The organism is Pseudomonas sp. CM27 (assembly GCF_013179515.1).
Classification (GTDB): Bacteria; Pseudomonadota; Gammaproteobacteria; order Pseudomonadales; family Pseudomonadaceae; genus Aquipseudomonas.
The window spans coordinates 1-26,133 of record NZ_JABMCN010000019.1 but is presented as its reverse complement, the minus strand read 5'-3'; the positions used below and the strand labels follow the sequence as shown (position 1 = coordinate 26,133).

Sequence of the window (26,133 nt, the reverse complement as noted above, 5' to 3'; positions counted from 1 at the left end):
CAGCGCCGCCCGCGCGGCGCGCGATCTCACAGGCGCTGCATATCTTTCGGCAAGCACCTGTCAGCCCTGATGCAGTCCCCGACGCCCCGCCGCCGCAAACGCCTGCAACTGCGGATAAAACTCCCTGAAGTCCAGCATCAGCGGCTCATACAGCTTTTCCAGTTCCCCCATCACCCCTGCCAGCCCCTCCGGCCGCGACAGCCGCCGGGCGATGCCATTGAACACCTGCTCCAGGGTGGCAAAATCACCATATGCGCCCAACCAGTCATCCGCTGCCATGAACGGCGCGATCCGGGCCAGCCGCCCGGGCAGCTCTGGCTCGGCCAGCAATACCTGATAGAACCCATCGGTAAACTGCTCAAGCGGCTGCTCGGCGTAGTCATGCCAATGCCGCGCCAGGCAATGGTCGAAGAACACATCCAGGACAATACCCGCGAAGCGTCGCCGCTCCCGTGGGAAACGTGCCAACGCCGCCAGCACCAAGGGGTGTTGATCGGTGTAACTGTCGATATGCCGGTGCAGGCGTATCGCCGCCTCCAGCGCAGGTGGGAAACGCCCCTCCAGCGAACCTTTGACGAAATCGCCATACAGGCTGCCAAGCAGTTGTTGCGGCGCCGGGCCGCCCAGGTGCAAGTGTGCGAGGTAGTTCATCAGCGCAGTCTAGCATCGCCTGGGGGTATATCGTCATAACCCGATATAGCGTTTGGCACTCAGTCAAGAACGTTTTCATATTTGTATATCGTCATTTTCCGATTTACATTTCGCCCTATCGCGATATGCCGCTACATAGAGCCTCAACCCATGCCTCTCGATCTCGACGAAATAATAAAAGCGCTGGCCCACCCGGTCAGGCGAGAAATCCTCAGCTGGCTGAAAGACCCGGCAACGCACTTTCCCGACCAGTACCACAGCACCGATAACGGTGTGTGTGCAGGGCAGATCGACCAACGTTGCGGCCTCTCGCAGTCGACTGTTTCCGCCCACCTGGCGACATTGCAGCGCGCCGGGCTGATCCGCAGCCAGAAGATCGGCCAATGGCACTTCTTCAGACGCGACGAAGCCACCCTCCAGGCGTTCCTCGAACAACTGCGCCAAGCGCTTTGACCAGCAGGTAACCGTTATGACCACGCTTTTCGATCCGATCACCCTGGGCGACCTGCAACTGCCCAACCGCATCATCATGGCCCCACTCACCCGCTGCCGTGCCGACGAGGGCCGCGTCCCCAATGCGCTGATGGCCGAGTACTACGTGCAGCGCGCCAGCGCCGGGCTGATTCTCAGCGAAGCGACCTCGGTCAGCGCCATGGGCGTTGGCTACCCGGATACCCCCGGCATCTGGAACGATGAGCAGGTCCGAGGCTGGAACAACGTAACCAAGGCGGTACACGGCGCAGGCGGGCGCATTTTTCTGCAACTGTGGCACGTAGGGCGCATCTCACACCCCAGCTATCTCAACGGCGAACTGCCGGTGGCCCCCAGCGCGATTCAGGCCAAGGGCCATGTGAGCCTGGTGCGCCCGCTCAGTGACTACCCCACCCCGCGCGCGCTGGAAACCGAAGAAATCATCGATGTGGTCGAGGCTTACCGCAGTGGCGCCGAAAATGCCAAGGCCGCCGGATTTGACGGTGTGGAGATCCACGGCGCCAACGGCTACCTGCTCGACCAGTTTTTGCAGAGCAGCACCAACCAGCGCACCGACCGCTATGGTGGCTCGCTGGAAAACCGTGCGCGGCTGCTGCTGGAAGTAACCGACGCGGCAATCGAGGTGTGGGGCGCAAACCGGGTAGGCGTGCACCTGGCGCCGCGTGCCGATGCCCACGACATGGGCGACGCCGACCGAGCAGAAACCTTTACCTATGTGGCCCGGGAGCTGGGCAAACGCGGCATCGCCTTTATCTGCTCGCGGGAGCGGGAAGCCGATGACAGCATCGGCCCGCTGATCAGGGCTGCATTCGGTGGCCCTTACATCGTCAACGAGCGTTTTGACAAAGCCAGTGCCAATGCCGCCCTGGCCAGCGGCAAAGCCGATGCGGTTGCGTTTGGCGTGCCATTCCTCGCCAACCCCGACCTGCCGGCGCGGTTGGCGGCGGATGCGCCGCTGAACGAGGCTCGGCCGGAAACCTTCTATGCCAAGGGGCCGGTGGGTTACATCGATTATCCGCGCTTGTGATCCTGGGCCATTCGCCGGCACGCCCGCTTCCACAGAAGGCATGTGGGAGCGGGCGTGCCGGCGAAGGAGACGCGGATGATCTTACGGCCGGGCGCTGATCTGCTTCTGCAGGTTCTGCACCTGGCTTTGCAAGGTGTTCAGGTTACGCGTCGTCTGCGCGCGGAAGGCATCGAACTCCTGCACCGAAGCACCACTGGCCGCAGCTGCGGCCGGGCGGTTGTCGATCTGGCTCTTGAGCACCACCATGTCCTGCTCCAGGCTCTGGATGGCCGCGCTCGGGTTGCCTTGCTTCTTCAACGCAGCCACCTCGCTGTCCAGGCTCTTGAGCTGCGCGTCCAGCTTGCCGCCATCGACCTGCGCAGCCTTCAGTGCGACAACCTGCTCGTCCAGGCCCTTGAGCTTGGCATCCAGCTTGCCACCGTCAACCTGCCCAGAGCGCAACGCGGCCAGTTCGCCATTCACCAGCTTCAACTGGGCCTGTAGCTGGCCTTGCAGCTCGGTCACGGCTTTCTGCTGTTCACGGGTGTCGGCCAGCACCTGCTCCAGGCGCTTGCCAAGGTCGCCGGTCTGCCCGGCCACACCCTGCTGCAATTGACGAAGCTGCCGCTTCAGCGCCTCGCTGCTGGTGGTGGCGCCCGACTCGCTGGCCTCGACCTTGCCGCTGATTGCCTGCAAACGCCCGGCGGCCTCTTCACTGATACGGGCAAAGCTTTCCTGGGTTGCCACCAGTTGCTGCTCCATCAGCGAGATCTGCTGGAAGCTCCACCAGCCCAGGCCCGCCAGGGCAATGAACGAGGCGCACAGCAATGCCCACAGCGGCGCGGTACTGGCGCCGCGGGCCGCTTTCTGACGGCTACGCACCACGTGCGCCGGCAGCAGTTCGTCATCATCAACCGTGCCCGCCCGCAAGGAAGGCACGTCATCGTAGTCATCGTGAGCATGGTTACGCATGGATACATTCAACCGCGGTAGTCGCAAAGAGGCACGAGTATAAACCGCCAGCGCGGCGCATTGATGACCATTGTCCGCCCGGCGGCTTCACTGCCCCGGCGGCTGGTGCTTCCACCAGGCGCAGAATTCGTCCAGCGCCGTCCACAGGCTGACCTTGGGCTGGTAGTCCAGGTACTGCCGGGCGCGGCTGATGTCCAGGGTAAAATCACGGCTCATCACCTGCATCCCCAAGCGCGACAGGGTCGGTTGCGGGCGCCCCGGCCACAGCATGCAGGCCGCCTCGTTCAGCGCAGCCAGGCTGTAGGCCAGGCCATAGGAGCGGTAACGGGTAACCTGTGGCAGCTGCATCCTGCGCATCACGTAGTTGACCACGTCCCACAGCGGAAGCGGCTGGCCGTTGCTGATGTTGTAGGCCTGCCCCAGCGCCCGGTCGTCGGCGAACAAGGCGCTGAGCAGTGCCTCGTTGAGGTTGTGCACACTGGTGAAATCGACTTTGTTCAGACCGTTGCCGATGATCGCCACGCGGCCCTTGCGCTGCATCTGCATCAGCCGTGGGAAAATGCTGGTATCGCCGGCGCCGGTGACGAAGCGCGGGCGCAGCGCCAGCACTTCGAGGCCGAACTCCTGGGCGCCAAACACCTTCTGTTCCGCCAGATGCTTGGTTTGCCCGTAATGGTCATGGAAACGCCGGGCTACCTGGTCTTCGCGGATGTCCAGGCGCGAGCGGCCATTGAAATAGATCGAGGGCGATGACAAGTGCACCAGGCGCCGCACGTGCTCCTTCAGGCAGCCCTCGACCACGTTTTCCGTGACCACCACATTGCCCTGGTAGAAGTCCTGGTAGCGCCCCCAGTTGCCCACCGCACCCGCGCAGTGCACCACGGCCTCGACGCCCTGGCACAGGCGCCTGGCCAGTTCGGCATCGCCAAGGTCGCCGGGGATGAACTGGGCGCCGCGCTTGACCAGGTGTTCGACCCCTTCGGCGCGGCGGCCACTGACCCGTACGTCCAGGCCCTGCTCCAGGGCGAAGCGCGCAAAGCGCCCGCCAATGAAGCCACTCGCGCCGGTGACCAGAATTCGCATGTAAGACTCCGTCTCGCCAGATTTCAGATGCAACAGACGCCAGCCGTGGCTACAAGGGCACCAGCCATTGTCGTGCGGTGTGCCGCAGGTGGTCAGTCAGTTGCGCGAGCAATTGCCCGCCATTGCGCCAATGATGCCAGTACAGCGGCACATCGATGGGAGTATCGCTGCAGATTTCCACCAGTTGCCCGCCGGCCAGTTGCTCGCGGGCCTGCAGTTCGGGCACCAGCCCCCAGCCCAGCCCGGCCTCGGTCATGCGCAGAAAGCCTTCGGAAGACGGGCACAGGTGGTGCAGGAAGCCGTCCTCGATGCCCAGCGATGCCAGGTAGCGGTGTTGCAGGAAATCATCCGGGCCGTACACGATTGCCGGGGTGCGGGCGAGGCGACTGGCCACGAAACCGTGGGGAAAATGCCGCGCCATGAACCCGGGGCTGGCCAGCGCCCGATAGCGCATGGCGCCCAGCGGCAGGCTGCGTGCGCCTGCTACCGGGCGCTCGCTGCCACACAGGCAGGCCGCCACTTCGCCTGCGCGCATGCGTTTGAGGCCCACGTCCTGGTCCTCTACCACCAGGTCGGTCAACACGTTCTGCTGCGCGCAAAAGTTGCCCACGGCGCCGGCCCACCAGGTGGCCAGGCTGTCGGCATTGAGGGCGATGCGCAGGCGCTCCGGCATGCCCTCTTCGTCCAGCGCCGGTACCTGGCGCTGCAGGTCACGCTCAAGCAGGCGTACCTGTTGCACATGGTTGAGCAACTGCCGGCCGACTTCGGTCGGGCTGGGCGGCGTGGCGCGGATCAGCACCGGCTGGCCGACCCGCGCTTCAAGCAGCTTGATGCGCTGCGAGATGGCCGATTGCGACAGGCCCAGCACCTGCGCCGCGCGCTCGAAACCAGCCTGCTCGATCACCGCCGCAAGGGCGGCCAACAGTTTGTAATCGAACATCACATTTCCTAATGCCAGATCAGCTTTATTTGTTTTTCTTATAGGCCACAAACCCACAAAATTGCCAGCATCTTTTACGGAGTACTCGCCATGTGGCAAAGCTATCTCAACGGCATGCTGGTGGCCTTCGGCCTGATCATGGCCATCGGCGCGCAGAATGCCTTCGTCCTGGCCCAGAGCCTGCGCCGCGAGCATCACCTGCCGGTGGCGGCACTGTGCATTGTCTGTGACGCCATCCTGGTGGCCGCCGGCGTGTTCGGCCTGGCCACGGTGCTGGCACACAACCCGACCTTGCTGGCGGTGGCCCGCTGGGGTGGCGCGGTGTTTCTGATCTGGTACGGCGCCAAGGCGCTGCGCAGTGCCTGCTCCAGACAGAGCCTGCAACATCAGCAAGGCCAGGGCACGCGTTCGCGGCGCGCGGTGCTGCTGAGTGCCTTGGCGGTGACCCTGCTGAACCCGCACGTGTATCTGGACACGGTGTTGCTGATCGGTTCGCTGGGGGCACAGCAGACCGAGCCTGGGGCCTATGTGGCCGGAGCGGCGAGTGCTTCGCTGCTGTGGTTCTCGACCCTGGCGATTGGCGCGGCATGGCTGGCACCTTGGCTGGCGCGGCCGGCGACCTGGCGCATGCTTGATCTGATGGTGGCGGTGATGATGTTTGCGGTGGCGGCGCAGCTGGTTTTCAGCTGAGTTGGCTTCGTCGGTGCCCGTCATGCCCCCCCACCACCTGTCGCCCCCCGCCAAGCGCTCTGGAACCTCTATTCCCTATCTTTGTTGCGTGGTTATGCGCCGGGCCCGGTGCTATGATCCAGCCCTTGCGTCGCAAAGAGTAAAAACTCGCCGACGCTTATCGGGCCGCCCGTGATCGGCCTTGCGCAAACCGCAAACAGACCTGAATCAGGAGATCCACCATGGCTTTTGAATTGCCGCCGCTGCCGTACGCCCACGATGCCCTGCAGCCGCACATCTCCAAGGAAACCCTGGAGTATCACCACGACAAACACCACAACACCTATGTCGTGAACCTGAACAACCTGGTCCCAGGCACCGAATTCGAAGGCAAGTCCCTGGAAGAGATCGTCAAGAGCTCTTCGGGCGGCATCTTCAACAACGCCGCTCAAGTCTGGAACCACTCCTTCTACTGGAACTGCCTGGCACCCAACGCCGGTGGCCAACCAACCGGTGCCCTGGCTGACGCCATCAACGCCGCTTTCGGTTCCTTCGACAAGTTCAAGGAAGAGTTCACCAAGACTTCGGTTGGCACCTTCGGTTCCGGCTGGGGCTGGCTGGTGAAGAAAGCTGACGGTTCCCTGGCCCTGGCCAGCACCATCGGCGCCGGCTGCCCGCTGACCAGCGGCGACACCCCGCTGCTGACCTGCGACGTCTGGGAACACGCCTACTACATCGACTACCGCAACATGCGTCCGAAGTATGTCGAGGCGTTCTGGAACCTGGTCAACTGGGCCTTCGTTGCTGAACAGTTCGAAGGCAAGACCTTCAAGGCCTGAGTCATTCAGCCCTGAAAAAACCCGGCCATGTGCCGGGTTTTTTTATGCCTGCACCGCGGGGCAGGGCCGGCACACTTTTGCTTGCTCAGCCCGCATAGCACGCTAACATCAACCCTCTGGAAGATTGCTACAGCGCACTCAAGTTGCGGGGTCAGGCAACCGATACACTGCTCATGGTCGGCCGGTAGTGTATCGTCATCATTGATGGCAAAATGATGCCATGCGCATGGATTAAGGAAACCCCATTGAAGCTGGAATTGCGGAACAGCTTGTCGGTCAAGTTGCTCAGGGTCGTGCTGCTGTCGGCGCTGGCGGTCGGCGTCGTGCTCAGCTGTGCGCAAATCGTCTATGACACCTACAAGACCCGCCAGGCTGTGAACAACGATGCCCAGCGCATCCTCGACATGTTCCGCGACCCTTCAACCCAGGCGGTGTACAGCCTGGACCGCGAAATGGGCATGCAGGTAATGGAAGGCCTGTTCCAGGACGAATCGGTGCGCATGGCCTCCATCGGCCACCCCAACGAAACCATGCTGGCAGAAAAGTCCCGCCCGCTGCAGGACATGTCGATGCGCTGGCTGACCGACCTGATCCTCGGCCAGGAACGCACCTACACCACGCAACTGGTCGGTCGCGGCCCCTACAGCGAATATTACGGCGACCTCAGCATCACCCTCGACACCTCCTCCTACGGTGAAGACTTCCTGATCAACGCGGTGATCATCTTCGTCTCCGGCGTGCTACGGGCCTTGGCGATGGGCCTGGTGCTGTACCTGGTCTATCACTGGCTGCTGACCAAACCGCTGTCGAAAATCATCGAGCACCTCACCCAGATCAACCCCGATCGCCCCAGCCAGCACCAGATTCCGCTGCTCAAGGGCCACGAAAAGAACGAGCTGGGCCTGTGGGTCAATACCGCCAACCAGTTGCTGGCATCGATCGAGCGCAACACCCACCTGCGCCATGAGGCCGAGAACAGCCTGCAACGCATGGCCCAGTACGATTTCCTCACTGGCCTGCCAAACCGCCAGCAACTGCAGCAGCAGCTGGACAAGATCCTCGTCGACGGCGGCCGCCTGCAGCACCGTGTGGCAGTGCTGTGCGTGGGCCTGGACGACTTCAAGGGCATCAACGAGCAATTCAGCTACCAGGTCGGCGACCAACTGCTGCTGGCGCTGGCCGACCGCCTGCGCGCCCACAGCGGCCGCCTGGGTGCGCTGGCACGGCTGGGCGGTGACCAGTTTGCCCTGGTGCAAGCCAACATCGAACAGCCCTACGAGGCCGCCGAACTGGCACAGAGCATTCTTGACGACCTGGAAGTGCCGTTCGACCTCGACCATCAGCAGATTCGCCTGCGCGCCACCATCGGCATCACCCTGTTCCCCGAAGATGGCGACAGCACCGAGAAACTGCTGCAAAAAGCCGAACAGACCATGACCCTGGCCAAGGCCCGTTCGCGCAACCGCTATCAGTTCTACATCGCCAGCGTCGACAGTGAGATGCGCCGTCGCCGCGAGCTGGAAAAGGACCTGCGCGAGGCCCTGCCGCGCAACCAGCTTTACCTGGTGTACCAACCCCAGATCAGCTACCGCGACCACCGCGTTGTCGGGGTCGAGGCGCTGCTGCGCTGGCAGCACCCAGAGCTGGGCATGGTGCCACCGGACCAGTTCATTCCGTTGGCCGAACAGAACGGCAGCATCATCAGCATCGGCGAATGGGTGCTCGACCAGGCCTGCCGGCAACTGCGCGAATGGCATGACCAAGGCTTCAGCGACCTGCGCATGGCGGTCAACCTGTCGACCGTGCAGCTGCACCACAGCGAACTGCCGCGGGTGGTCAACAACCTGTTGCAGGCCTACCGCCTGCCGCCGCGCAGCCTTGAGCTGGAAGTCACCGAGACAGGCCTGATGGAGGACATCAGCACCGCCGCCCAGCACCTGTTGAGCCTGCGCCGCTCGGGGGCGCTGATTGCCATCGATGACTTCGGCACCGGCTACTCGTCGCTCAGCTACCTGAAATCGCTGCCGCTGGACAAGATCAAGATCGACAAGAGCTTCGTCCAGGACCTGCTCGACGACGATGACGATGCCACCATCGTTCGCGCCATCATCCAGCTGGGCAAGAGCCTGGGCATGCAGGTAATTGCCGAAGGCGTGGAAACCGTCGAACAGGAAACCTACATCGTCGCCCAAGGCTGCCATGAGGGCCAGGGCTACCACTACAGCAAGCCGCTGTCGGCCCGTGAGCTCACCCAATTCCTCAAGCAGGCCCAGCGTAACCAGGTTTCGATGTTCTGACGCAACCCGCCGGTTACAGGCCGTGACCCGCATTTACATCAATTGCGCCCCCGCCCCTTTACAGCAAATGCAAATCTTTCGCATGATGTTGTGGTTTCGCGTGCCTCGGCGCACTGTCCAACCACACGACGCAGGAAAACCAATAATGATTCGTATGCCTCTGGCCTCGGCCAGTCTGCTGGCCATCGCCATCGCCCTTGCCGGTTGCGGCGAAAAAGATGACAAGGCTGCTGCTCCGCAAGCCCAGGCACCTGCTGCCGCCAGCACCACCGCTGCCGCGCCAGGGGCCGTCGACGAAGCCGCCGGTAAAGCAGTGGTCAAGCATTACGCCGAGCTGGTCTACGTCGTGTACAGCGACTCGCTGAGCACCGCCAAAACCCTGCAGACCGCTGTCGACGCGTTCCTGGCCAAGCCCAACGACGAAACCCTGAAGGCCGCCAAGGAAGCCTGGTTCGCCTCGCGCGTACCGTACCTGCAGAGCGAAGCGTTCCGCTTCGGCAACACCATCATCGACGACTGGGAAGGCCAAGTGAACGCCTGGCCCCTGGACGAAGGCCTGATCGACTACGTCGACAAGAGCTACGAGCACGCCCTGGGCAACCCGGCCGCCAGCGCCAACATCATCGCCAACACCGAGATCCAGGTGGGCGAAGAGAAAATCGACGTCAAGGACATCACCCCCGAGAAGCTGGCCAGCCTGAACGAACTGGGCGGCTCCGAAGCCAACGTTGCCACCGGCTACCACGCCATCGAGTTCCTGCTCTGGGGCCAGGACCTGAACGGCACCGGCCCGGGCGCTGGCAACCGTCCGGCTTCCGATTACCTGGAAGGCCAGGGCGCCACTGGCGGCCACAACGACCGTCGCCGCGCCTACCTGAAGGCCGTCACCGACCTGCTGGTCAAGGACCTCGAAGAGATGGTCGGCAACTGGGCACCGAACGTGGCCGACAACTACCGCGCCAAGCTGGAAGCCGAATCGGTCAACGACGGCCTGCGCAAGATGCTGTTCGGCATGGGCAGCCTGTCGCTGGGCGAACTGGCGGGCGAGCGCATGAAAGTTTCGCTGGAAGCCAACTCGCCGGAAGACGAGCACGACTGCTTCAGCGACAACACTCACTACTCGCACTTCTACGACGCCAAGGGCATCCGCAACGTCTACCTGGGCGAGTACACCCGTCCGGACGGCAGCAAGGTGACAGGCCCAAGCCTGTCGTCGCTGGTAGCCAAGGTCGACCCGGCCGCCGACGCCACCCTCAAGGCCGACCTGGAAGCCACCGAAGCCAAGATCCAGGTGATCGTCGACCACGCCCTCAAAGGCGAGCACTACGACCAGCTGATCGCTGCCGACAACACCGCCGGCAATCAGATCGTGCGTGATGCCATCGCTTCGCTGGTCAAGCAGACCGGCGCGATCGAGCAGGCCGCAGGCAAGCTGGGCATTTCCAACCTGAACCCGGATACTGCGGATCACGAATTCTGATCCTGCGGTAGCGGTTCATGAAAGAGGCGGCCTTCGGGTCGCCTTTTTGGCTTCTGGCCAACTGACACCGATTTCATCCAGCAATTGCAAATTGCTCTTATTCAAACTTCCCCACCCTGCTAAGCTTGCACGCCGGTTTTTCGCTCACGCCCAGGATTTTCGATGTCCTTGTCGCTGTCCCGACTCCCCCTGCTGCTGCTGGCCCTCGCCCTCGCCGCCTGTGACGACGCCCCGCGTTTTACCCAGGCCGAGCCCGGCGAAGCGTTGTCAGGCGGCAAGGCGACCGTGCAGCGCAGCGACCGCAACGCCTATTCCCTGCCTTCGGCCAACCTCTCGCCCGAGCGGCGCCTGGATTTTGCCGTGGGCAACAGCTTTTTCCGCAACCCCTGGGTGATCGCCCCATCGACCACGACCGCGCGTGACGGCCTGGGTCCGCTGTTCAACACCAACGCCTGCCAGAACTGCCACGTGCGCGACGGCCGTGGCCACCCGCCCGAACTGGATGACAACAACGCCGTGGGCATGCTGGTACGCCTGTCGATCCCCGATCAGCCCTACCTGGCCAAGGTGATCGAGCGCCTTGGCGTGGTGCCGGAGCCAGTGTACGGCACCCAGCTGCAGGACATGGCCATTCCCGGGGTGGCGCCAGAAGGCAAGGTACGGGTGAGCTACAGCAGCCAGACTGTTTCGTTCAAGGATGGCCACCAGGTCGAGCTGCGCAAGCCGACCCTGCAGATCACCCAGCTTGGCTACGGCGTGATGCACCCCGACACGCGCTTTTCAGCGAGGGTGGCGCCGCCGATGATCGGCCTGGGCCTGCTCGAAGCCATCCCCGAAGCCGACCTGCTGGCCAACGAAGACCCGGACGACCGCAACCGCGACGGTATCCGCGGGCGGGCCAACCGGGTGTGGGATGATGCCCAGGGCAAGACCGTGATCGGCCGCTTCGGCTGGAAAGCCGGGCAGCCCAATGTCAACCAGCAGAACGTGCACGCCTTTGCCGGCGACATGGGCCTGACCACCACCCTGCAGCCTGGCGACGACTGCACCGCGGCGCAGGCCGACTGCCTGGCCGCGCCCAACGGCGACGGCGCCAACGGCGAAAAGGAAGTCAGCGACAACATCCTGCGCCTGGTCACTTTCTACACCCGCAACCTGGCCGTACCGGCGCGCCGCGACGTAGGGTCGACGCAGGTACTGGCCGGCAAGAACCTGTTCTACCAGGCCGGCTGCCAGGGTTGCCACACACCGCAATTCACCACCGCCGCCGATGCGGCCGAGCCCGAACTGGCCAACCAGGTCATCGGCCCCTACAGCGACCTGTTGCTGCATGACATGGGCCCGGGCCTGGCTGACGAGCGTACCGAATTCGCCGCCAACGGCCAGGACTGGCGTACCGCGCCACTATGGGGCGTCGGCCTGAGCGAAACCGTCAGTGGCCACAGCCAGTTCCTGCACGACGGCCGCGCCCGCAACCTGCTGGAAGCCGTGCTCTGGCATGGTGGCGAAGCCGAGGCGGCACGCAACTTCGTGCTCACATTCGATGCCGAGCAACGCGCCGCGTTGCTGGCGTTCCTGAACTCACTTTAAACGCGCTAAGGAGCCGGGCATGTTCCGACCCAAACTGTTGTTCACCAGCCTCGCCGCACTTGCTCTCGGTGCCTGCTCGCCGCAGGACCCGCAAGCAGTCACCTCGGCGGCCATCGCCAAGCAGGTGATCCTGCCAACCTACAGCCGCTGGGTCGAAGCCGACCGTGCGCTGGCTGCCAGCGCCCTGGCCTACTGCGAAGGCAAGGAAAGCCTGGACAAGGCCCGCGCCGACTTCCTCAATGCGCAAAAGGCCTGGGCTGAACTGCAACCGCTGCTGGTCGGCCCGCTGGCCGAAGGCAACCGCGCGTGGCAGGTACAGTTCTGGCCCGACAAGAAGAACCTGGTGGGCCGCCAGGTCGAGCAACTGGTCAACGGCGACAAGCCGGTAGACGCTGCCGCCCTGGGCAAGGCCAGCGTGGTGGTACGTGGCCTGTCGGCGTACGAGTACATCCTGTTCGACAGCAAGCCGGACATCGCCACAGCCGAGCAGAAAGCCCGCTACTGCCCGCTGCTGGTGGCCATTGGCGAACACCAGAAGGCGCTGGCCGAAGAGATCCTCAAGGGCTGGAACAGCACCGACGGCATGCTCTCGCAGATGACCAAGTTCCCCAACCAGCGCTACGCCGACTCGCACGAGGCAATCGCCGACCTGCTGCGCTCGCAGGTCACTGCACTGGACAGCCTGAAGAAAAAACTGGGCGCGCCGATGGGCCGTCAGAGCAAGGGCATTCCACAGCCGCTGCAGGCAGAAGCCTGGCGCAGCCATTCTTCCATGAAAAGCCTGGAAGCCACCCTCAAGGCGGCGCAGGCCGTGTGGGTCGGGGTCGACAACCAGGGCATGCGCGGCCTGCTGCCCAGCGATCAGAAAGCGCTGGCCGGCAAGATCGACGACGCCTACGCTACCTCGCTCAAGCTGCTGGCCGACAACCAGAAGACCCTGGGCGAGCTGCTGGCCGACGAGGCTGGCCAGCAAACCCTCAACCAGATCTACGACAGCCTCAACGTCGTCCACCGCCTGCACGAAGGCGAGCTGGCCAAGGCGTTGAACATCCAGCTGGGCTTCAATGCCAACGACGGTGACTGATCATGCTGCGACGCCAGGCCCTCAAACTCGGTAGCGTATTGCTCAGCGCCCTGACCCTGGGCGGCTGGAGCCTGTTCCGCAACAAAGGCAGCGAACCCCTGCTGCTCTCGGCGCGTGACGATGGCGACGGCAGGCACTATGCCGTCGGTTTCCGCCTGGACGGCACCCAGGTGTTCAGCACCCAGGTCGCCCAGCGTTGCCACGCTATCATCCACCACCCCGAACAGCCGATCGCCCTGTTCGTCGCCCGTCGCCCCGGTACCGAAAGCTACTTGGTCGACCTGCGCGACGGGCGCCTGTTGCAGACGATCACCTCGCAGCCGAACCGGCATTTCTACGGCCACGCCGTGGTGCACAAAGGCGGCGAATGGTTGTATGCCACCGAGAACGACACCACCGATCCCGGCCGTGGCCTGCTCGGTGTGTACCGCTTCGAGGGTGAGCGCCTGGTGCATACCGGTGAAATCCCGACCCACGGCATCGGCCCGCACGAAGTGGCCTGGCTGCCGGACGGCGAAACGCTGATCGTGGCCAACGGCGGCATCCGCACCGAAGCCGAAAGCCGGGTGGAGATGAACCTCGACGCCATGCAGCCCAGCCTGGTGCTGATGCAGCGCGACGGCACCCTGCTGAGCAAGGAAACCCTGGCCCAGCAGATGAACAGCGTGAGGCACCTGGCGGTGGGCAGCGATGGCACCATCGCCGCCTGCCAGCAGTTCATGGGCGATGCCGACGAAACAGCCGAACTGCTGGCGATCAAACGCCCGGGCGAGCCGTTCAAGGCCTTCCCGGTGCCAGAGCGGCAGTTGCAGGCGATGGCCCAGTACACCGCCAGCGTGGCCATCCACAGCGAGTTGCGCCTGGTGGCGTTGACCGCGCCACGGGCCAACCGCCTGTTTGTCTGGGACCTGGACAGCGGCGCAGTGCGGCTGGATGCGCCGATGCCCGATTGCGCCGGGGTGGGGGCGGTGAAGGACGGCTTTGTCGTCACCTCCGGGCAGGGGCGTTGCCGGTTCTATGACTGCCGCAAGGCCGAACTGGTCGGGCAGCCGATGAACCTGCCCTCCGGGTTCTGGGATAACCACCTGCATCTGGTCTGAATTTTCTGCTGTAGGTGCCGGCCCTTTCGCGGCTGAAGCCGCTCCCACAGGGACCGCGTAACCCTATGATTACGTGGTCCCTGTGGGAGCGGCTTCAGCCGCGAAAGGGCCTTTGCAGGCATTTCACACCCTTTCTACAAAAAACAGTCAATACTTCCCCCATCCACACGTGGGCAGGATCGCCCGTTGTCGTGTCCAGACGAATAACAACCGTATCCAAGGAACCGGACCTATGCTGCGCCGGCGCATGCTCATCATGTTGGCCGTGGTTCTGCTGATCGTGCTGGCCCTCGCTGGCTACAAGGCGTTTTCGATCTACCAGCAGATCCAGATGTTCACTGCCCCCAAGCCGCCCATCACCGTCGCGGCCGCCTTGGCCGAACAGCGCCAGTGGCAAGAGCGCCTGCCCGCCGTCGGCAGCCTCAAGGCGCTGCAGGGCGTGGAGCTGAGCCTGGAGGTAGAAGGCATCGTCAAAACCCTGTACTTCGACTCCGGGCAAAAAGTGAAGGCCGGGCAGCCGCTGCTGCGCCTCAACGACGACCAGGAAACGGCCCTGCTCGGCACTGCCGAGGCCGACCTGGGCCTGGCCAAAGTCGACTTTGGCCGCGGCAGGCAGCTGGTTGGTGATTCGGCGATCTCGCGCGGCGAGTTCGACCGCCTCAATGCGCAGTACCTGCGCAACCAGGCGGTAGTGGAGCAACTCAGGGCATCCAAGACCAAAAAAAGCATCAGTGCCCCCTTCAGCGGCACCATCGGCATCCGCCAGGTGGACGTCGGCGATTACCTTGCCGCCGGCACGGTGATCGCCACGTTGCAGGACACCTCCAGCCTGTACGTCGACTTCAACGTGCCGGAACAGACCCTGCCTCACCTGAGCCTGGGCCAGCAGGTGCTGGTGCAGGTGGCCGCCTACCCCGGCCAGACCTTCCCCGCCAGCCTCAGCGCCATCAACCCCAAGGTCGATGAAGCCACGCGTAACCTGCTGGTCCGCGCGACCATGGGCAACCCGGACGGCAAACTGCTGCCGGGCATGTTCGCCAGCCTGCTGATCCTGCTGCCCGACCCGCAGCCGCGCGTGGTGGTGCCGGAAAGCGCCATTACCTACACCTTGTATGGCAACTCGGTGTATGTCGCCGCGCCGAAGAAGGACAAGGATGGCAAGCCGGAAAACGACGACAAGGGTCAGCCCCAGCTGGTCGCAGAACAACGCACGGTGCACACCGGCGAACGCCGTGACGGGCTGGTGGTGGTAAGCAAGGGCCTGCAGGCTGGAGAGCAGGTGGTTACTGCCGGCCAGCTAAAGCTCACCCCCGGCGCCGCCATCCGTATCGGCCAGGACAACGCCCTCAAGCCCGACCCGGGCGCAGCGGGCAAGGACTGACAGGAGGCTGGCCATGGCGTTCACCGACCCGTTCATCCGCCGCCCGGTGCTGGCCAGCGTGGTCAGCCTGCTGATCCTGCTGCTGGGCTTCCAGGCCTGGAACAAGCTGCAGATCCGCCAGTACCCGCAAATGGAAAACGCCCTGATCACGGTGACCACGGCCTACCCCGGGGCCAACGCCGAAACCATCCAGGGCTACATCACCCAACCGCTGCAGCAAAGCCTGGCCAGTGCCGAAGGCATCGACTACATGACCTCGGTGAGCCGGCAGAACTTCTCGATCATTTCCATCTACGCGCGCATCGGGGCCGACAGCGACCGGCTGTTCACCGAGCTGCTGGCCAAGGCCAACGAGGTGCGCAACAAGCTGCCCCAGGACTCCGAAGACCCGGTGCTGAGCAAGGAGGCCGCCGATGCTTCAGCGCTGATGTATGTCAGCTTCTACAGCAAGGAAATGAGCAACCCACAGATCACCGACTACCTGTCGCGGGTGATCCAGCCCAAGCTGGCCACCCTGCCAGGCATGGCCGAGGCGGAGATCCTCGGCAACCAGGTGTTCGCCATGCGCCTCTGGCTGGACCCGGTGAAGCTGGCCGGCTTCGGCCTGTCGGCCACCGACGTGACCAATGCCGTGCGCCGCTACAACTTCCTCTCCGCCGCTGGCGAGGTCAAGGGCGAATACGTGGTCACCAGCATCAATGCCAGCACCGAGCTGAAGTCGGCCGAGGCGTTCGCGGCGCTGCCACTGAAAACCAGCGGGGACAGCCGCGTGCTGCTGGGCGATGTCGCGCGGGTCGAGATGGGCGCCGAAAACTACGACACGGTCAGCTCGTTCGACGGCACGCCGTCGGTGTACATCGGCATCAAGGCTACTCCCGCCGCCAACCCGCTGGACGTCATCAAGGAAGTGCGGCGGATCATGCCCGAGCTGGAAAGCCAGCTGCCCTCGGCGCTGAAAGTGTCGATAGCCTACGACGCGACGCTGTTCATCCAGGCCTCCATCGACGAGGTGATCAAGACCCTCGGCGAAGCAGTGCTGATTGTCATCGTGGTGGTGTTCCTGTTCCTCGGCGCGCTGCGTTCGGTGCTGATACCCGTAGTGACCATTCCGCTGTCGATGATTGGCGTGCTGTTCTTCATGCAGATGATGGGCTACTCGCTGAATCTGCTGACCTTGCTGGCCATGGTGCTGGCCATCGGCCTGGTGGTGGACGACGCGATCGTCGTGGTGGAAAACATTCACCGGCACATGGAGGAAGGCAAGTCGCCCTTCGACGCAGCACTGGAGGGCGCCCGTGAAATCGCCATGCCGGTGGTATCGATGACCATCACCCTGGCTGCGGTGTACGCGCCGATCGGCTTTCTTACCGGGCTGACGGGCGCCTTGTTCAAGGAGTTTGCCCTGACCCTGGCCGGTGCGGTGATCATCTCGGGCATCGTGGCCCTCACCCTGTCGCCTATGATGTGCGCCCTGCTGCTGCGCCATGAGCAGAACCCCAGCGGCCTGGCGCATCGCCTGGACCTGCTGTTCGAACGCCTGAAAGCGCGTTATCAGCGCCTGCTGCACGCCACGCTCGACAGCCGGCCGGTGGTGCTGGTGTTTGCCGTGATCATCCTGTGCCTGATCCCGGTATTGCTCAAGTTCACCCAGAACGAACTGGCGCCCAACGAGGACCAGGGGGTGATCTTCATGATGAGCAGCTCGCCGCAACCGGCCAACCTCGACTACCTCAACGCCTACACCGACCAGTTCACCCCACTGTTCAAGGGCTTTCCCGAGTACTACTCGTCGTTCCAGATCAACGGTTTCAACGGCGTGCAAACCGGTATTGGCGGCTTTTTGCTCAAGCCCTGGAACGAGCGCGAGCGTACCCAGATGGAGCTGCTGCCACTGGTGCAGGCCAAGCTCGAGGAAATCGCCGGGCTGCAGATCTTCGGCTTCAACCTGCCGTCGTTGCCGGGCACCGGCGAAGGCCTGCCGTTCCAGTTCGTGATCAACACCGCTGGCGACTATCCGGCATTGCTGGAGGTGGCCCAGCGCATCAAGGCGCGCGCCCAGGAATCGGGCAAGTTCGCCTTCCTCGACGTCGACCTGGCGTTCGACAAACCCGAGGTGGTGGTGGATATCGACCGCGCCAAGGCGGCGCAGATGGGGGTTTCGATGGACACCCTGGGCGGTACCCTGGCGACCCTGCTGGGCGAGGGGGAAATCAACCGGTTTACCCTCGAAGGCCGCAGCTACAAGGTGATTGCCCAGGTGGAGCGAGCGTACCGCGCCAACCCCGGCTGGCTTAACAGCTACTACGTGAAGAACGACCAAGGCCAGTTGCTGCCACTGTCGACCCTGATCACCCTCAGCGACCGCGCCCGCCCGCGCCAGCTCAACCAGTTCCAGCAGTTGAACGCGGCAATCATCCAGGGCGTGCCCATGGTCAGCCTGGGTGAAGCGCTGCAGACCGTACAGGACATCGCCCGTGAAGAGGCCCCCGAGGGCTTCGCCTTCGACTACGCCGGCGTGGCCCGCCAGTATGTGCAGGAAGGCAGCGCGCTGTGGGTCACCTTCGGTCTGGCCTTGGCGATCATCTTCCTGGTACTGGCAGCGCAGTTCGAAAGCTTCCGCGACCCGTTGGTGATTCTGGTGACGGTTCCGCTGTCGATCTGCGGCGCGTTGCTGCCGTTGTTTCTGGGTATATCGAGCATGAACATCTATACCCAGGTCGGGCTGGTGACCTTGATCGGGCTGATCAGCAAGCACGGCATCCTGATCGTCGAATTCGCCAACCAACTGCGTGAAGAGCGCGGCCTGAGCGTGCGCGAGGCGATTGAAGAGGCGGCGGCCATTCGCCTGCGGCCGGTGCTGATGACTACAGGGGCGATGGTGTTCGGCATGGTGCCGCTGATTCTGGCAACCGGAGCGGGGGCAGTCAGCCGCTTCGACATCGGCACGGTGATTGCCACCGGGATGTCGATTGGCACGCTGTTTACCTTGTTTGTGCTGCCTTGTATCTACACTTTGCTGGCGCACAAATCGGTGGCCAAAGAAACTGCTGTGGCCTGATCGGGCCCTATCGCCGGCAAGCCAGCTCCCACAGGTATGGCGCCAGCTTCAGAAGCGGCGCCGTACCTGTGGGAGCGGGTTCGCCCGCGAAGAGGCCGGCAAAGCACATGCAAAAATGCCAAAGGGCCCGCAGTTGCGAGGCCTCTGGCACTGCTACCTGGCACAGGGTTCAACCGAACGGCCGCAACCCCTGGCGCATGCCGAACAGGAACAGCAACAAGTCCTGATCCGGCTCGGCCTTGGCCTGTTGCTGCACTTTGCCGTCCCGTGGCAACGGACACTGGTCGGCCATCTCGGCCTTGCTGAACACCGTCGGCCTCGGCTCTTCCCAGGCAGCCACAGCGACGGTGGTCACCGCGAGGCCAGCTATCAGGAACAAAGCTCGAGCGATTTCTAGTTTCATTACTCTAACCCTTTGACAGCGCTGCCAAACGCCATCTTGTAAAAGTAGAGCAGCGTCTGCCATTCCGCGTCGTTGAGCGACGAGTGGCGACGCAGCTGGCGCAGGTCGTTACCCGCCGCGCGCTGACAGCTGATGCGGCGCCGGCATTTCTCAAGATCCAGCAGCGCCACTTCGACCCGGGCCTGTTCGCCCTGGCCGATCACCTTGATGAATACGTGCTTGCCATACAGGCAGCCGTGCTGCCAATGCCCCAGGTGCATGCGCGCCAGGTTGTCCGCCAGGTCCTTGAGCATGCGCTCGTGCACCACCTGCGGATACCGCTCGCGGGCACCTTCGGCGTGCCAGGTGTCGAGCTCGACGAAGCCGTCCAGCGCCTCACTGACCAGCAGCGCGCGCCACTGATGCTCGGCATCGCGTTCGGCCCCACAGAAGACAATACGCGGCACCCGCACACCAAGCTGCTCGAAGCTGGTCAGTGCATCCAGTTCGCGTAATACGGTCGGCCGGCCAAAAGGGTGCAGCAGGCTGCGGTAGATGTGCCCGACCTGGCGTTTGGCATACAGCATCTTGCCACTGGCATCATTGAGCCGTTGCACGCCACTTTCGCCACCACGCCGCTGGTTGGGTTCCTCGACCCATTCGCCCTGCTGGCGCCAGTAAAAATCGAACCGCGACTCCCCTTTCTGGGCTACAGCCATCAAACACTACCCCTTGCGCAAAACATAGACTCGCCACATGGCATAGAGCGGCAGGAAGTCCAGACGTTCCTGGATCCTGAAGCCCGCAGCCTTGAATTCTTCTTCAACCGTGTCCGCCGGTAACACGAAACGGTTCTGATAATGGTCCTGTTCCGCCCTGGTGCTGCGGCGCCGCTCCAGTTGTTTACGGCGCCAGGCCTTGAAGTTGCCATCCACCCACAACGACAGGATCACACTATCACGGCTAACCCTTTGAAATTCCGAAAGAATTGTCTTTCTGTGGGCGGCTTCGCCGATGTGGTGGAACAAGCGCATGCAGAAGATGCTGTCCACCGAATTGTCCGGCAGATCGATCGCAAAAGCGGATGTCTGCAAGGGCCGTACCCGTGCCACCACCTCTGGCGGTTGTGCGGCACAGGCTGTCTCGATCATCGCCTCGGAATTGTCGGCGCCGATGATGACGCGGTTGGGCTTTTCGGCCAGCAGCGGCCAGAAGCGCCCGGCGCCGCACGGCAGGTCCAGTACCAGGCCGGGCTCGCCGGCCAACGCCAGGGCGCGCCGCGCCAGCTGCTCATCTCGCTTGTGGGAAAGGCGTCGCGCCAGGCCGTCCTGGTGCTTGAGAAAGTACTCACGCGCGTGGTCTTTGTCGTACTTCTCGGAAAATTCAAGCTTGATGGGGCTACGCATTGGGCATCTCCTGACTCCATTGCGCCCACATTAGGCAGGCAAGCGTTGGAATCAGGTCATGCCGATGTGAAAAATATGTCGAGCGCGTGGCAAGCTGTTACAACAAATTACCCGACCAGCACCTCACCGCCATCCTTGGCGACGGTATTGCTCAGGTCTACATGGAACCGGCAGCCGTGGGGCAAGACCGAGGTCAATGTCACCCGCCAGCCCTGGTCGTCACAAATACGCTGCACCAGCGATAGCCCCAACCCCAGGCCCTCGCCGCGCCGCTCATCGCCACGCACGAACGGCTTGAACATCGCTTCACGTTGCTCTACGGGAATGCCCACGCCACTGTCCTCGACGCTGAAGCCGGTTGCCTCGAGGCTCAGGCGGATGTAGCCGCTGTCGGTGTAATGCGCGGCATTGCGCAACAAGTTGCCCATCACCGATTGCAGGAAGGTGGCGTTGTACAGCACCGGGCTGGCGCTGACCCGGCCATCGAAGTACAGGGTCAGGCCCTTTTGCTCGATGGTGTCGCGCCACACGCCGATAAGCTCCTCGGCCACCTCGCGCAGCGTCGCGCGCGACGCCACGGCACCCTCATCGCGCTGTGCGCGGGCCAGCATCAGGAAAGTCTTGACCAGCTCACGCATTTCTTCCGTGGCCCGCGCCACGCGCTCCACCTGGCTGCGCGAGCGGGTGTCCAGCGTCGGGTTCTCCATCAGCAGCTCGCATGAGGTTGCCAGCACCATCAACGGCGTGCGCAATTCGTGGCTGACGTCGCTGGTGAACAACCGTTCGCGGGTCAGCGCATCGCGCAGGCGGCCCAGGGTATCGTCGAAAGCCACCGCCAGCTGGCCGACTTCGTCCGCGGCATAATCCGGCGCCAGTGGCGGGGCCAGGCCCAGCAACTGGTCGCGGTGGCGCACCTGGCGTGCCAAGCGGATCACCGGCGCCATTACCCGACGCGCGACCAACCAACCGAGGATCACCGCCAGCACCAGGCTAAGCACGAAGCCCACCACCACCACGGCGAACAGCACCCGCTCGCGTTCTTCGAAATCACTCTGATCCTGCAACAACACGTAACGACGGCCATCGACGACCTCGACCATGGCGTGGTACGACAGCTGGTCACGGAACACCTCGTGGAAGCCCCGGTCGAGGTGACGCAAGTCTTTGGGCAGCTCGAAGTCGTCGCGCCCGCCACTGAAGTAGAACAGCTGATCGGGCCGCGGCCGGTGGCTCCAGTCACTGACGCTGTCCATGCGCAGGAGGCGCTGCAGGTCACCACCCAGCACCGAGGAAATCAGCCGTTCTTCGACCAGGTGCACAGTGGCGACGATGCCGAAGGCAAAGGCCCCGGCCACCAGCGCGCTCATCAGCGCAAAAGCGATGATGATGCGCTGGGCAAGGCTTTGCTTAAACTCCATCGCGGCCCTCGGCGAGGCGATAGCCGACGCCATGGACGGTATGCAGCAACGGTTTTTCAAACGGTTTGTCGATTACCTGGCGCAGCTGGTGCACGTGGCTGCGCAGGCTGTCACTGTCAGGGCAGTCATCGCCCCACAGGGCTTCTTCCAGCACTTCGCGACGCAGTACGTGCGGGCTTTTCTGCATCAGTACCGCCAGCAGCTTGAGGCCTACCGGGTTGAGCTTGAGCAGGCGGCCCTGGCGCGTTACCTCAAGGGTGTCGAGGTCGTAGCTCAGGTCGGCCACCTGGAGGGTGCGGCGCCCGCCGCCCTGGGCACGGCGCAGCACCGCTTCGATACGCGCCGCCAGCTCCGACAGGGCAAACGGCTTGAGCAGGTAATCGTCGGCGCCAGAGCGGAAACCTTGCAGGCGGTCATCCAACTGGTCACGGGCGGTCAGCATGATCACCGGCGTGTCACGGCGGGCGTCCTCGCGCAGGCGCTTGCACAGGGTGTAACCATCGATGCCGGGCAGCATGATGTCGAGCACGATCAGGTCGTAGTGTTCGGTGGCCGCCAGGTGCAGGCCCGACAGGCCATCCTGGGCACAGTCGACGGTGTAGCCCTTCATGCCAAGGTAATCGGCCAGGTTGGCCAGGATATCGCGGTTGTCTTCAACCAAAAGAATGCGCATCGGTTTCTCCTGTGCGGCGCTTCTCGCTGTGGTGCGCGGCAGGCGCAGCTTAAGGCCTATGCCTGCACGGTGCCAGCCCCAGGGAAAATTCACCGTACTTGACGGTTTTTTCACTGATCCTTCACGGACAGAGGATAGCGGGCGACTGACAATGCCCGATCCTTTTCGCGCCCTGGAGCCGTCATGCAGCTACAAAACCGCCCTCGCCCGATCAATCTGTGGCTGTACCTGGGCATTCCCCTGGCGACTGCAGTGGCGTTGATCCTGCTGGAGCTCACTTCGGTCGACATGGACGTAGCCAAGCTGTTCTTCGACCCTGCTGCCGGGCAGTTCATTGGCCGCCACAGTTACTGGCTGGAAAACATCCTGCACGACCGGGTCAAGCAGGGGGTGATCTTGCTGGGGGTATTGTCGCTGCTGGCCTTTGCCGCGAGCTTTTTTTTCAAGCCTCTGTTTGGCTGGCGCCGCGAACTGGGCTGCCTGGTGCTGGCGTTGGGCGTGTCCACGGCATTTGTCACGCCGCTGAAGAAAGTCACCCAGGTGCAGTGCCCATGGAGCCTGACCCAGTTTGGCGGCACGGAAACCTACAGCAAGCTGCTGGAGCCACGGCCGGCAACCGACAAGCCCGGGCTGTGCTGGCCTGGCGGGCATGCCGCGACCGGTTTCTGTCTGTTCGGCCTGTTCTTCATGTTGCGTGATCGCAAACCGCGATTGGCGCGGGTGGCGTTTGTGGTGGCCCTGCTGGCTGGGTCGGTGTTGGGGGTGGGGCGGATGATGCAGGGGGCGCACTTTCTGTCGCACAACGTGTGGACGGGGGTGTTCTGCTGGTTGATCGGGCTGGGGTCGTATTACCTGGTGCTGTATCGCCGGAGTATGGCTGAGGCGCCAGCGGCCGAACGTAGCGCAGCCTGAGCCAGGGGCCGCTTTGCGGCCCCCTAGGCCCGCACAGGAAAACGAAAAAGCCCCGGTTCTCGCGAACCGGGGCTTTTTCATGGTGCTAGGGGTAAGGCTGGCTTACATCATGCCGCCCATGCCACCCATGCCGCCCATGTCTGGCATGCCGCCGCCAGCTGGAGCTTCGCTTGGAGCATCAGCAATCATGGCTTCGGTGGTGATCATCAGACCGCCGATCGAAGCAGCAGCTTGCAGCGCCGAACGGGTGACTTTGGCTGGGTCCAGGATGCCCATCTCGATCATGTCGCCGTATTCGCCGGTAGCAGCGTTGTAGCCGAAGTTGCCCGAACCTTGCTTGACCTTGTCAGCAACAACGCTTGGCTCGTCGCCGGCGTTGGCAGTGATCTGGCGCAGCGGCGATTCGACAGCGCGACGCAGCAGGGCGATACCGACGTTCTGGTCTTCGTTGTCGCCTTTCAGGTCAACGATGGCCGACAGGGCGCGCACCAGGGCAACACCACCGCCAGGTACCACGCCTTCTTCAACGGCTGCACGGGTAGCGTGCAGGGCGTCTTCAACGCGGGCTTTCTTCTCTTTCATTTCAACTTCGGTGCCGGCACCGACCTTGATCACGGCAACACCGCCAGCCAGCTTGGCCAGGCGCTCTTGCAGCTTCTCACGGTCGTAGTCCGAGGAAGTTTCTTCGATCTGGGCACGGATCTGCTTGACGCGAGCCTGGATGTCATCTTCAGCGCCAGCGCCGTCGATGATGATGGTGTTTTCCTTGGACAGGGTGACGCGCTTGGCGTTGCCCAGGTGCTCCAGGGTAGCGGTTTCCAGGGACAGGCCGATTTCTTCGGAGATGACCTGGCCGCCGGTCAGGACAGCGATGTCCTGCAGCATGGCCTTGCGGCGGTCGCCGAAGCCCGGTGCCTTGACCGCTGCAACCTTGACGATGCCGCGCATGTTGTTGACTACCAGGGTAGCCAGCGCTTCGCCTTCAACGTCTTCGGCAACGATCAGCAGTGGGCGGCCGGCCTTGGCAACGGCTTCCAGAACTGGCAGCAGCTCACGGATGTTGGAGATTTTCTTGTCGACCAGCAGCAGCAGCGGGCCTTCCAGCTCGGCAACCATGGTGTCCGGCTTGTTGACGAAGTATGGCGACAGGTAGCCACGGTCGAACTGCATGCCCTCTACGACGGACAGTTCATTTTCCAGGCCCGAGCCTTCTTCAACGGTGATCACGCCTTCTTTACCGACCTTTTCCATGGCTTCGGCGATGATTTCACCGATGGAGCTGTCGGAGTTGGCGGAGATGGTGCCTACCTGGGCGATGGCCTTGGAGTCGGCGCATGGCTTGGACAGGTTTTTCAGCTCGGCGACAACGGCAGCGGTGGCCTTGTCGATGCCGCGCTTCAGGTCCATCGGGTTCATGCCGGCAGCGACGGCTTTCAGGCCTTCGTTGACGATGGACTGAGCCAGGACGGTAGCGGTGGTGGTGCCGTCACCGGCAGCGTCGTTGGCCTTGGAAGCAACTTCCTTGACCAGCTGGGCGCCCATGTTTTCGAAGGCGTCTTTCAGCTCGATTTCTTTGGCGACGGAAACGCCGTCTTTGGTGATGGTTGGCGCGCCGAAGCTCTTCGCCAGTACCACGTTACGGCCTTTCGGGCCCAAGGTCGCTTTTACCGCGTCAGCCAGAACGTTGACACCAACGAGCATTTTCTTACGAGCGGAATCGCCGAATTTTACGTCTTTAGCAGCCATGATCGTTTAATCCTTGGAATTCTTTGGAGTAACAGGAAGTCGGGTAAATCAGCCTTCGACAACGGCGAGAATTTCGTTCTCAGCCATTACCAGCAGGTCTTCGCCATCGACTTTCACGGTGTTGCTGCCCGAGTAAGGGCCGAAAACCACTTTGTCACCCACTTTCACGGCCAGCGCGCGAACTTCGCCGTTGTCCAGGATGCGACCGGTGCCGACGGCAACAACTTCGCCGCGGTTTGGTTTTTCAGCGGCCGAACCTGGCAGGACGATACCGCCAGCGGTTTTCGATTCTTCTTCGCTGCGACGGATAACGACGCGGTCATGCAGAGGACGAAGCTTCATTGTCGATCTCTCCCAAATTATGGTTTTCATCGGCCGGTATCGACACCGGCGGGTTGATGCTGTCCGGCGGAGCCGGAAGGTGGCCCGCAAAGGGCGAACCACCTGTGTAATGTCTGGCGTTGCCACCAGAAACCTTGCGGTGACCACATACATGAGGCCGGCATATTCAATTACAAGGCTTGAGATACAAAATTTTTCATCGGGCTACAAAAGACCGGGGCCGCTTGCGCGGCCCCGGTGGTGTTACTTGTCGCGGCGCTCGTACTCGCCTTCGATCACGTTCGGGCGATGCCCGTCATCCCGCGGCTGCGCCTGGAACGGGGCGTCCTGGAACGCACGCTGGCGCATGGCCTGGGCCTCGGCACGCTCACGCATCTTGCGCGCGGCCAGACGGCGGGTGAACGGCAGCAGACACAGCAGGCCCAGCACATCGCTGATGAAGCCCGGCAGCAACAGCAGGCCACCACCGACGGCCAGCATCATGCCCTGGAACATGTCTTCGGCGGGCAGTACGCCACGCTGCAGGCTTTCACGGGCGCGCAGGGCGGTGGCCAGCCCGGCCACCCGCATTACCAGCACACCCAGGGCGGAGCCTGCGATGATCAGCAGCAG

Annotated in this window: 24 protein-coding genes; 12 read left to right on the top strand and 12 right to left on the bottom strand. The window is 63.2% G+C overall.

The features are described from left to right. Nucleotides 1-60: 60 nt before the first annotated feature. Nucleotides 61-651 carry an ACP phosphodiesterase gene (locus HP547_RS04310; RefSeq protein ID WP_172227435.1) on the bottom strand — a complete coding sequence of 197 codons (591 nt, stop codon included), beginning with the start codon at nucleotides 649-651 and terminating at the stop codon, nucleotides 61-63. Nucleotides 652-801: 150 nt separating this feature from the next. On the opposite strand from HP547_RS04310, the gene HP547_RS04305 reads away from it, so the two are divergent. Beyond that, nucleotides 802-1,104 carry a helix-turn-helix transcriptional regulator gene (locus HP547_RS04305; protein WP_172227433.1) on the top strand — a complete coding sequence of 101 codons (303 nt, stop codon included), beginning with the start codon at nucleotides 802-804 and terminating at the stop codon, nucleotides 1,102-1,104. 16 nt (nucleotides 1,105-1,120) lie between these two features. Beyond that, nucleotides 1,121-2,170 carry an alkene reductase gene (locus tag HP547_RS04300; protein ID WP_172227431.1) on the top strand — a complete coding sequence of 350 codons (1,050 nt, stop codon included), beginning with the start codon at nucleotides 1,121-1,123 and terminating at the stop codon, nucleotides 2,168-2,170. Nucleotides 2,171-2,251: 81 nt separating this feature from the next. Here the strand turns inward: HP547_RS04300 and HP547_RS04295 are convergent, their stop codons facing one another. From HP547_RS04295 to HP547_RS04285, 3 genes are all read right to left on the bottom strand, one after another. After that, the gene (locus HP547_RS04295; protein WP_172227429.1) at nucleotides 2,252-3,121 is read right to left on the bottom strand and encodes an ATPase; all 870 of its coding nucleotides are present in this window, start codon (nucleotides 3,119-3,121) and stop codon (nucleotides 2,252-2,254) included. Between the two features lie 87 nt (nucleotides 3,122-3,208). Next, the gene (locus tag HP547_RS04290) at nucleotides 3,209-4,204 is read right to left on the bottom strand and encodes an NAD(P)-dependent oxidoreductase (protein WP_172227427.1); all 996 of its coding nucleotides are present in this window, start codon (nucleotides 4,202-4,204) and stop codon (nucleotides 3,209-3,211) included. A gap of 49 nt (nucleotides 4,205-4,253) precedes the next feature. Then, a complete protein-coding gene (locus tag HP547_RS04285; RefSeq protein WP_172285605.1) occupies nucleotides 4,254-5,144 on the bottom strand; it encodes a LysR family transcriptional regulator ArgP in 891 nt (296 codons plus the stop codon). Between the two features lie 90 nt (nucleotides 5,145-5,234). Here HP547_RS04285 and HP547_RS04280 point away from each other — a divergent pair, with 90 nt between their 5' ends. The 9 genes from HP547_RS04280 to HP547_RS04240 all read left to right on the top strand — a co-directional run bounded on the left by HP547_RS04280 (nucleotide 5,235) and on the right by HP547_RS04240 (nucleotide 18,642). Beyond that, nucleotides 5,235-5,834 carry a LysE/ArgO family amino acid transporter gene (locus tag HP547_RS04280; RefSeq protein ID WP_172227423.1) on the top strand — a complete coding sequence of 200 codons (600 nt, stop codon included), beginning with the start codon at nucleotides 5,235-5,237 and terminating at the stop codon, nucleotides 5,832-5,834. Between the two features lie 221 nt (nucleotides 5,835-6,055). Continuing rightward, nucleotides 6,056-6,652, top strand: coding sequence for a superoxide dismutase (locus HP547_RS04275; protein WP_172227421.1), 597 nt, complete (start codon nucleotides 6,056-6,058; stop codon nucleotides 6,650-6,652). A gap of 245 nt (nucleotides 6,653-6,897) precedes the next feature. Then, nucleotides 6,898-8,949, top strand: coding sequence for a bifunctional diguanylate cyclase/phosphodiesterase (locus HP547_RS04270; protein WP_172285604.1), 2,052 nt, complete (start codon nucleotides 6,898-6,900; stop codon nucleotides 8,947-8,949). A gap of 145 nt (nucleotides 8,950-9,094) precedes the next feature. Further along, nucleotides 9,095-10,429, top strand: a complete 1,335-nt coding sequence (locus HP547_RS04265; RefSeq protein WP_172285603.1) for an imelysin family protein — start codon at nucleotides 9,095-9,097, stop codon at nucleotides 10,427-10,429. 162 nt (nucleotides 10,430-10,591) lie between these two features. Beyond that, nucleotides 10,592-12,019 carry a di-heme oxidoredictase family protein gene (locus HP547_RS04260; RefSeq protein WP_172221090.1) on the top strand — a complete coding sequence of 476 codons (1,428 nt, stop codon included), beginning with the start codon at nucleotides 10,592-10,594 and terminating at the stop codon, nucleotides 12,017-12,019. A gap of 19 nt (nucleotides 12,020-12,038) precedes the next feature. Then, a complete protein-coding gene (locus HP547_RS04255) occupies nucleotides 12,039-13,103 on the top strand; it encodes an imelysin family protein (RefSeq protein ID WP_172221087.1) in 1,065 nt (354 codons plus the stop codon). 2 nt (nucleotides 13,104-13,105) lie between these two features. Further along, entirely contained in the window at nucleotides 13,106-14,203 is a 1,098-nt protein-coding gene (locus HP547_RS04250) for a DUF1513 domain-containing protein (RefSeq protein WP_172285602.1), read from the top strand. 232 nt (nucleotides 14,204-14,435) lie between these two features. Continuing rightward, complete coding sequence (locus tag HP547_RS04245; protein ID WP_172285601.1) at nucleotides 14,436-15,584, top strand: efflux RND transporter periplasmic adaptor subunit; 1,149 nt, start codon at nucleotides 14,436-14,438, stop codon at nucleotides 15,582-15,584. Between the two features lie 13 nt (nucleotides 15,585-15,597). Then, entirely contained in the window at nucleotides 15,598-18,642 is a 3,045-nt protein-coding gene (locus HP547_RS04240; RefSeq protein WP_172285600.1) for a multidrug efflux RND transporter permease subunit, read from the top strand. 169 nt (nucleotides 18,643-18,811) lie between these two features. Here the strand turns inward: HP547_RS04240 and HP547_RS04235 are convergent, their stop codons facing one another. From HP547_RS04235 to colR, 5 genes are all read right to left on the bottom strand, one after another. Next, nucleotides 18,812-19,045, bottom strand: coding sequence for a hypothetical protein (locus HP547_RS04235; protein WP_172221076.1), 234 nt, complete (start codon nucleotides 19,043-19,045; stop codon nucleotides 18,812-18,814). Further along, entirely contained in the window at nucleotides 19,045-19,743 is a 699-nt protein-coding gene (locus HP547_RS04230) for a lipopolysaccharide kinase InaA family protein (RefSeq protein ID WP_172221074.1), read from the bottom strand. The genes HP547_RS04235 and HP547_RS04230 overlap by 1 nt, the downstream gene beginning before the upstream one ends. Nucleotides 19,744-19,749: 6 nt before the next feature. Beyond that, complete coding sequence (locus HP547_RS04225; protein WP_172221071.1) at nucleotides 19,750-20,430, bottom strand: class I SAM-dependent methyltransferase; 681 nt, start codon at nucleotides 20,428-20,430, stop codon at nucleotides 19,750-19,752. Between the two features lie 107 nt (nucleotides 20,431-20,537). After that, nucleotides 20,538-21,848: a HAMP domain-containing sensor histidine kinase gene (locus HP547_RS04220; protein ID WP_172221069.1), complete on the bottom strand. Its 1,311-nt coding sequence runs from the start codon at nucleotides 21,846-21,848 to the stop codon at nucleotides 20,538-20,540. Continuing rightward, a complete protein-coding gene (colR, locus tag HP547_RS04215) occupies nucleotides 21,838-22,521 on the bottom strand; it encodes a two-component system response regulator ColR (protein ID WP_003255215.1) in 684 nt (227 codons plus the stop codon). The genes HP547_RS04220 and colR overlap by 11 nt, the downstream gene beginning before the upstream one ends. Before the next feature lie 183 nt (nucleotides 22,522-22,704). On the opposite strand from colR, the gene HP547_RS04210 reads away from it, so the two are divergent. After that, nucleotides 22,705-23,433 carry a phosphatase PAP2 family protein gene (locus tag HP547_RS04210; RefSeq protein WP_172221066.1) on the top strand — a complete coding sequence of 243 codons (729 nt, stop codon included), beginning with the start codon at nucleotides 22,705-22,707 and terminating at the stop codon, nucleotides 23,431-23,433. A 102-nt stretch (nucleotides 23,434-23,535) separates the two neighbouring features. Here the strand turns inward: HP547_RS04210 and groL are convergent, their stop codons facing one another. The 3 genes from groL to HP547_RS04195 all read right to left on the bottom strand — a co-directional run. Continuing rightward, nucleotides 23,536-25,179, bottom strand: a complete 1,644-nt coding sequence (gene groL, locus HP547_RS04205) for a chaperonin GroEL (protein ID WP_172221063.1) — start codon at nucleotides 25,177-25,179, stop codon at nucleotides 23,536-23,538. Nucleotides 25,180-25,227: 48 nt separating this feature from the next. Continuing rightward, entirely contained in the window at nucleotides 25,228-25,521 is a 294-nt protein-coding gene (locus HP547_RS04200) for a co-chaperone GroES (RefSeq protein WP_016488938.1), read from the bottom strand. Between the two features lie 243 nt (nucleotides 25,522-25,764). Further along, a partial coding sequence (locus HP547_RS04195; protein ID WP_172285599.1) for an FxsA family protein occupies nucleotides 25,765-26,133 on the bottom strand: 369 nt, incomplete at its 5' end.